General features: G+C 68.7%; 8 protein-coding genes. 3 read left to right on the top strand and 5 right to left on the bottom strand.

What is annotated here, in order from left to right:
• The 5 genes from ABZ281_RS30030 to ABZ281_RS30010 form a co-directional block, all read right to left on the bottom strand.
• Window positions 1-2,581: DUF927 domain-containing protein (locus ABZ281_RS30030; protein WP_356660512.1), on the bottom strand; the 2,581-nt coding region annotated here is incomplete at its 3' end.
• A complete protein-coding gene (locus ABZ281_RS30025; RefSeq protein WP_356660510.1) occupies window positions 2,578-2,802 on the bottom strand; it encodes a hypothetical protein in 225 nt (74 codons plus the stop codon). The genes ABZ281_RS30030 and ABZ281_RS30025, both read right to left, overlap by 4 nt.
• Window positions 2,799-3,275 (bottom strand): hypothetical protein, encoded by a 477-nt coding sequence (locus ABZ281_RS30020; protein WP_356660508.1) that lies wholly within the window; start codon window positions 3,273-3,275, stop codon window positions 2,799-2,801. Before ABZ281_RS30020 ends, ABZ281_RS30025 begins: the two co-directional genes overlap by 4 nt.
• Before the next feature lie 15 nt (window positions 3,276-3,290).
• The gene (locus ABZ281_RS30015; protein WP_356660506.1) at window positions 3,291-3,605 is read right to left on the bottom strand and encodes a hypothetical protein; all 315 of its coding nucleotides are present in this window, start codon (window positions 3,603-3,605) and stop codon (window positions 3,291-3,293) included.
• The gene (locus ABZ281_RS30010; RefSeq protein WP_356660504.1) at window positions 3,590-3,895 is read right to left on the bottom strand and encodes a helix-turn-helix transcriptional regulator; all 306 of its coding nucleotides are present in this window, start codon (window positions 3,893-3,895) and stop codon (window positions 3,590-3,592) included. Before ABZ281_RS30010 ends, ABZ281_RS30015 begins: the two co-directional genes overlap by 16 nt.
• Before the next feature lie 269 nt (window positions 3,896-4,164).
• On the opposite strand from ABZ281_RS30010, the gene ABZ281_RS30005 reads away from it, so the two are divergent.
• The 3 genes from ABZ281_RS30005 (at window position 4,165) to ABZ281_RS29995 (ending at window position 6,756) form a co-directional block, all read left to right on the top strand.
• Complete coding sequence (locus ABZ281_RS30005; protein ID WP_356660502.1) at window positions 4,165-4,602, top strand: helix-turn-helix domain-containing protein; 438 nt, start codon at window positions 4,165-4,167, stop codon at window positions 4,600-4,602.
• A 152-nt stretch (window positions 4,603-4,754) separates the two neighbouring features.
• On the top strand, window positions 4,755-5,003 hold the full coding sequence (locus tag ABZ281_RS30000) for a hypothetical protein (protein WP_356660500.1): 249 nt from the start codon (window positions 4,755-4,757) through the stop codon (window positions 5,001-5,003).
• Between the two features lie 127 nt (window positions 5,004-5,130).
• Window positions 5,131-6,756 (top strand): site-specific integrase, encoded by a 1,626-nt coding sequence (locus ABZ281_RS29995; RefSeq protein WP_356660498.1) that lies wholly within the window; start codon window positions 5,131-5,133, stop codon window positions 6,754-6,756.
• The last annotated feature ends 574 nt before the right edge of the window (window positions 6,757-7,330 follow it).

Here is a 7,330-nt window from a genome sequence, read left to right as displayed (position 1 = left end):
GGCGCTCCCCGAGGGCCGCCCGGGACGCGCTGAACAGCTCGTGGGCGTGGCCCGCGACGTACTCCCGCAGGACGTCCAGCGCCATCTCGGGCCGGTTGTCGGTGGGGTTGTGGGCGGTGAACAGGCCGCGCCACACGTCGTGGTGGAGGGGCTCGTAGGGCAGCAGCCCGATGCCGGACGCCAGCGTCTCGGCGAGCACCAGGGCGGCGACCATCGGCGCGCGCCGGTTCGTCATGTCGCCGGCGCCGCGGAACTCGTCCACCAGCGCGCGGTGCTTCTGCTTGAGCACCTCGCGTCCGTTCGGGTGGGCGAGGCCGCTGAGGATGTACTGGACGAACTCGGGCCCGGCGTGCCCGTGGTTGGCCAGCACGCCCTCGCGGGCCGCGGCCGCCACGGCGCCGCCGCCGTCGCCGAAGGGGGCGATCGTGGTGCCGAGGATTCGGGCGGCCGCGCCCTGGCTGGTGGTGAAGGAGAGGGCCGGCCGCTCGCCGGACGACAGGAGGATGGTCTCCCAGGGCAGCATGTTGCCGAACGCGCCGCCGCTGCGGGCCTTCCCGTGGTTCATCGGCAGCTGGTAGAGGACCTCGTCGATCAGGGTGTCGTCGGTGACGGCCATGGTCTCGTCGAAGACCGTGACGATCCCGCGGACCAGGTTCAGCCGCTTCTCGATCGCGTAAAGGGTGGTGCGCCAGTTCGACATGGCGCTGGCGTGCTCGGAAGGGTCGGCCCAGACGCTGAGTGCGCACTGCAGGGCCGTCGTCTTGCCCTTGGTGGACCGGCTGGAGATGTCCAGGGTGAAGCTGTTCAGGCCGAGAGGCTTGAGCAGCGGGGCGGCGAGCGCGGCCGCCACGGCGACGCGCGGCACGGGGAAGCCGGCCAGCTGGGCGACGGTCTCCTTCCAGCCCTCCAGCGTCCCTTTCCGGGCGTGTGCGCGGGCCGGGCCGCGTTGTTCCTCGAACGGAACGTCGACCTTGATGCCGTCCTCTGGGCTGGCGACGAACGTGCCGTCGTCCTGCCATCCCAGCCAACGGGCCAGCTGCTCGGACGGGATGCGGCCCACGTTGGTCGACTCGAACTCGGCCAGCCACTTCTCCACGGCCCGGGCGTCACCCTCGACCGCAGGAAGGCCGGCGCTGCCCAAGGTCTCGATCAGTTTGCGGCCGCGCTTCGCGGTCTCGCGGCTGACGATGCGGGAGATACGGCGGGGCCGACCCAGGCTCCGGTCGATCCACGAGAGCTCCACGTACTGGTCGCCCTCGGGATCCTCGAACGTCGCCGTGATGACGAGCGGTGCAAAGGTGACACGCAGCCAGTTCTCACCGCTGGTGCTGAGCACCTCCACGCCCCGGCCAGTCACCCGGTAGTTGTATGGAGTGCGCACGGCAGCAGGCAGACCGAACACCTCGGCGTAGTCGAATCCCTTGGGACCGTCCTCGGTGTCGCCCTCCGGCGCCTGGGCCTCGTGCTCGTCACCGGCGGGGGCCTCGGCAGGGGCCGGACCGGCAGGCGCGGGAGCGGCCGGACGCGCCCCTGTTACGGCGAGATGCCGACTGCCGTAGCCGAGCCGGGCCAGCTCCCGTGCGGCCGCCTTGTGGTCACCGCCGTGATTCAGCAGCGCATACGCGCCGAACTTGCTGTACGGCACCTCAGTGGCGAACTCGCTGCTGGTGGTGAAGACGAACAGCCGATCATGCTCGTCTTTCCCCGTCGTGGCCTTCACGCCGCCGACGCCGTCGGCCCATCCCCAGTACGTTTCGCTGCCGCGAGTCGTCAAGGGACGGAAGACGCCGCGTAGGATCTCTTCCCATGTGGCCCGGGCCTCGTAGTCGTCGCCCGGCCGCAGGCTCCCGTCCGAGCGCGGCGGTGAGGACCGGGGCGCGGTCTTCGGCGCGTCGGGCATGGGCATCGCGTCGAACGCCTGGCAGAGGGAGTAGAGCGCGTCGAGCTCCTCCGGCTCGACGACGGCCATGGTCGTGGGGCCGCCCGAAAGCCGGGTGTAGGGCTCGCCGCTGGGGTGAGTGGAGCCGTGCGACGGGGCGATGACGACGAAGCCGCCCTCGCCGCGCGTCTCGATGAGGACTCGCACGATCTTCGTGCCGGGTTTCTCGGCGACGCGCTGCCGTTCCTTCGGGGTGTACTCGTCTTCCCGGGCCAGGCGCCGCGCCAGCTTGGTATTCGCTGCGGCGGGCCTGCCCTTCACGACGACCTTGTAGTGGACGCCACCGGAGGGCGATCGGTCAGCCCAGCCGGTCGTGACGGCATCCCAGAGGTCACCGAGCTGACTGTTGTGGGCCAGTTCGGCGACCTCGTCGAGGAGTCCTTCCTTGACGGCCAGGCCCTCGAACTCGATCAACTCGACGCCACCGGAGACCGCGCCGGTGACGACGCCGATGCCGGTGCGCTGGCCGTCGCCGAACCAACGGTCGTGCTCCTCCGGCGTTGAGCGGGTGACCTTGTACTGCATCCAGCTGCGAACGTCTGGAGCCTTGGTGCCGTCCTCGCGGACGGGCAGGACGCACAGGCCAGCGTCGTGCAGCTCGCGAGCAGCCGCCCGGATGTCTGGAGTCTGTGAGTCGGTCAACGCTTCTCCCCGTGGTGCTGGGTCAGGTGGCGGGCCTTAATGCCGCCAATGAACGCCGCGATGGCGCTGGGCCTGATCGGCTCTTCGCGGGGCGTCGGGCACCCCGGGCGGTAGCACTCGTAGTGAGCGCGGACGTTCTTCGCGTCGATGACCAGCAGGCCGTTCATCTGCTGCCGGATGGGCGAGCGGCCCGGGGCGTCCCGGGCGCGCTCGGCGGTCATCGCCCTGCCTGGGTCGTGCGGGAGGACCACGTCTCGACGTCCTCGACGTGGCCAGCGGCGACGGAGGCCTGGAAGTCGACGGCGCGCTGCGCGTCTCCCTGCCGCTGCGCGATCTCCTCGCGCAGCTGGAGCACCGTGGTGGCCGGCCGCTGTCCGGCCGGGATGATGGCCATCCCGGCGCCGTCGGCGGTCCAGATGATGACCGCGCGGGGCATCTGCTCCTCGTCGGCGGCCCGGGACTCGTGCAGCGTGATCCGGTGCTGTGCGGCCAGGACGTGCAGTTCCTCGCGTCCCAGGGTGTACAGCACCCAGGCGAAGACGGCGTCGGGCTTGCCGGTGATTCGGACCAGGTCGCCGATCGCGTCGAGGCAGTCGATGACGTCCTGCCCCGCGGTCAGCTTGGCCGCCTCGATGCTGGCCAACGCGACCTGGGGCGTGGTGGGTGGCTTGGGCGCCGTGGGAAGCTCAGACATGAGCGGACCCCGTCTCTACTTGCTGGTGGGTGCGGGCTGCTCGGTAGGCGCCCCCGGCTGGACCCCGGGGGCGCCGTTGTTGGTGGCCGCTGCCGACTGGACCTCGACAGCGGCGGCCTGGGAGAGACCGAGGAACTCGACCAGGTCGGCCTTGCGCACGCGCTTGGCGCGGCCGAACTCGAAGACCTGGATGGGGAACTGGTCGTCCCGGATCAGGCCGTAGCCGGTTCCCTCGCTGATGTTGAGGGCGCGGAACGCTTCCTTGACGGGCGGCATCGCGGGCAGGTCCAGGACCTGCTCGGGGGTCAGGGGCTTCAGTCGGGCAGGCATGCGGACTCCCTCTGAACCCGGAGCGGCACGACCGCGCGGCCTGCCCGCTCCATCGGTATGAACAGCACCAAGAGGTCGACGCCGAGCGCGGCGGCGATGGCCTTGGCCTTGTCCTCGGGCACGGTGCGCTGGGCGCCGGACATGAGGGCGCCGATGGTCCCGTTGGCCACACCAGCGGCGGCGGCCAGTTCGCGGCTGGTGATGGACTCACCTGTGCCGGTGCGCTCCATGAGCGTCTTCAGACGGTCGCCGCTGACGACCGCGTACATCGTGGGTGGGGCTTCGCTCACGTTCACCTCGCTGGACAACTTGTCCCATGAGTGGGACAGCGATGAACGGAGCATCACATACGTTGAACGTTTTGTCCAGCGTGCGTGACAGTGAGGGGGAGCGCAAGTAATCGGTCAATGACTCTGCGCGACCTGGCGCGATCGTCCAACGTGCTGAACAATCCGTTCAGTGGGTGAGATGAACCCGCCAACTGACCTGCCCGTACGTCTAAATAGGCGGCGCGGACGCTGAACCGAACGTACGGAACCTCTGACCAAGGAATGGCAGGATGAACCCCATGGCGCCCAATGGACCGGACCAGCGCGAAGGTGAGCGCAGCCCTGAACAGCGCACCCAGCTCGCAGACCTCATTCGTAGTCGCCGCGCGGAACTGAACGTGGGATTGAAGGCGTTCGCCGAGAAGGCGGTAGATCCGGCATCCGGCACCCGGGTGACTCGGGGGTGGGTGTATCGACTTGAGCAGGGGGAACCGGTCACGCCCCCCGTTTATGAGGAACTCTGTGCACTCGCGGAGGCCTGCGAGCTACCGGTGGAGACGCTGCAGGATGCCGCCGGCAGTCAGTTCCACGGAGTCGATCCGCTCGTCAGCGGCTCGTCGGAGGCCAAGGCCTACGTGCACAAACTGGATCGACTCCCCCCAGATCAGCGAGAGCGGTTGCTGCGCCTCATTGACACGCTGATGCCGCCGGGCGACGCCACCGAATGAATCAGGCCTCCTCCGGCCCTCCCCCTGGCATTACTTACAGTGACTATTCGCTGCACCCCGTAGACCCGTGTGACCTATGGTGCGATCATGTGCGGACGCCTTTGGACAGAAGGGCGCTGGTCCCAGTCGAAATTCGAACGCATGAGCGGGAGATGGGGGAGGACTTCATGGAGTCACCGCGCCGCCCACGAGTCTGGTACTTCTTCAGCGAGGACCTGCCTGATGGCGAGATTCTTGTGCCCATCAAGTGCGAGTACGGCATGGCGTTCGCAGTACGCCCAGGCTTGATGGCGCCGGAGATGCTCAACCGGCTCAATGAGAACGTCGACCACCTGATGGGCGTGGGGCTCGCCCGCCTCGACATCGAAAGCGACGACACGCCCTCCGAGCGTAAGGAGTAGAAACTGCGTCAGACTTGCTGGCGCAGGTGCGGAAGCACGCAGCGGCCCACGGGCGTCCTCTCCCGCCCGTAGCCCCGCCTTCATCCCCACCGCAGCCAGGGAGCGTTCAGACCGGAAGGGTCAGCCGATGCCCGTATCGCGCCGCGCCGGCGGCATCAGCAAGCGGTGTGAGTGCCGCGGCCCTGACGGAAAGCGCCTCGGCGCGAAGTGCCCCGACCTGTCGAAGCGGTCGCACGGACGGCACCGGGTCAGCCAAGAACTACCCGAGGATGCCAACGGTCAGCGACGTCGCTTCCAGCGCACCGGGTACGCGACCGCCAAGGACGCGCAGAAGGACCTCGACCGCATCCGCGCCATCCTCGACCTGGCGGGCGACGATGAGGACGGCCTGCGCCGCGTCGGAGATCTGCTCGCCAACCTCCAGACAACCCGCGGCCCGATCCCGGAGCCGCCAGAGGTCTCCCGCAAGCTGGGCGTCGGCGTACCGCTGGACGGCAAGACGACCGTGGGCGAGTGGCTCGACCACGTCATGGACACGAAGGCCACGCGGGCCACCACGAACCGCGGGTACGACAGCCACATTCGAGTGCACCTGAAGCCTGCCCTTGGGCATCTGCGCCTGGACCGGCTGACGGTCGGCCACGTTGAGGACATGTTCGCCGCGATCGACGATCGCAACGACGTCATCCGGGCCGAGAACGCGGCGCGCCGCGAGCAGGTCGCCCGCTGCAAGCGCGGGAAGCCCGGGGCGCCGAAGGCTGCTGAGCGGGAGCAGCTGGCTGCCGAGCGGGCCCGTCTCGCGGAGATGCCGCCCTTCCGCCGCATCACTGGCCCGGCGACGAAGCAGGCGATCCGCCGCACCCTCCGCATGGCGCTGAACCGGGCGATCGCGAAGCAGCTGATCACTTTCAATGCGGCCGCGCACGTCGAGCTGGCGCCGGCCGCTCGCCCCAAGGGCCTGCTGTGGACCGACGAGCGGGTCGCACGGTGGCTGGAGACGGGTGAGAAGCCAGGCCCGGTCATGGTGTGGACGCCCACCCAGCTCGGCCGCTTCCTCGACCGCGCGGAGAGCGACCGGCTGTACGCCTTCTTCCACGTGATCGCCTACCACGGCCTGCGCCGGGGCGAGGGCGTGGGACAGGCGTGGGATGACTTCTCCCCACAGCGCAAGGAGATCCGGGTAGCCAACGAGATCGTGGTGGACGGGTGGACGCCGATCGAGACGCCACCGAAGACGGACGGGTCGGTCGGCGTGGTGAAGGTCGACGCGGGGACCGTCAGGGTCCTCATGGCGCACCGCGAGCAGCAGCTCGCCGAGAGGGACGCCTGGAACGCGCGGGCGGCCGCGGAACGCGCGCAGGGCAAGAGCACTCCGGACTGGACGGACACGGGCAAGATGTTCACCGCCGAGGACGGGTCGTGGCTGCACCCGGATTTCGTATCGAAGGCGTTCCGTCGCATCTCGGACGCTGCTGGTCTGCCCCCGATCAACCTGCGGGACCTGCGGCACGGCGCGGCGGCCTTGGTCAAGGCGGGCGGCGGAGACCTGCACGACGCCAAGGTGAAGCTCAGGCACAGCACGATCACATTGACCTCGGACACGTACATGGAGCTGTTCGAGGAGTACGAGGACGAGCTGACCGAGAAGGCGGCCGCGGCCGTGCCTCGGGCTCGGGGCTCACATGACGCACCCCCTGCTCCGGTCCCGAGTCCGGAGCAGGGGGTGAAAGCGTCGCAGCCAGAGACGCAGTAATGGACGACTCCCACGGTACGGCTCAGCACTGACAACGGGCAGGCGGGGACGTAGAATTGTGGGACAGGCACAGGGCCCCTGACCAGCAGGTCAGGGGCCCTGTCTGCTCAGCCGGTGCTCAACCGAACACCGCATAAGAGCGTGCAACACCGTGGGGTGAGACGGGGTGAAGCACCCCTAGGGAGCGGAACGGAACTTCCGCTGACCTGCACTCCTTGGGGCGCGGTGGGGTGAGCCGAACACCGTGGGGTGAGGCGACATGAGCGCTCATCGGACTTTTAATCCATTGGTTGTGGGTTCGAGTCCCACAGGGCCTACCTACTGGACCCCAGCTCAGAGCGGAAATGAGCTGGGGTCCTGTCCGTTTTGAGTGTGTCTCATGATCACTTGCTGGCCCGTGGCTGGCCCGAGAGTCCGACGATCAGGGAAGCGCCGACAGCCCCCAACCGGGCGGGGATCCCGACTGAGGGCCGGTCAACTGCCGCTGGAAGAAGTGGAGCAGCAAGCGAAGGGACCGAAGAAAGGAGTGTTTATCGTCAGGCAGACGACTATGATCGCCGCATGCCCTACGACC

This window comes from Streptomyces sp. NPDC006265 (genome assembly GCF_040613555.1).
GTDB lineage: Bacteria > Actinomycetota > Actinomycetes > Streptomycetales > Streptomycetaceae > Streptomyces.
Note: the sequence above shows the minus strand (reverse complement) of the source record. Positions and strands in the feature narration are given on the sequence as shown.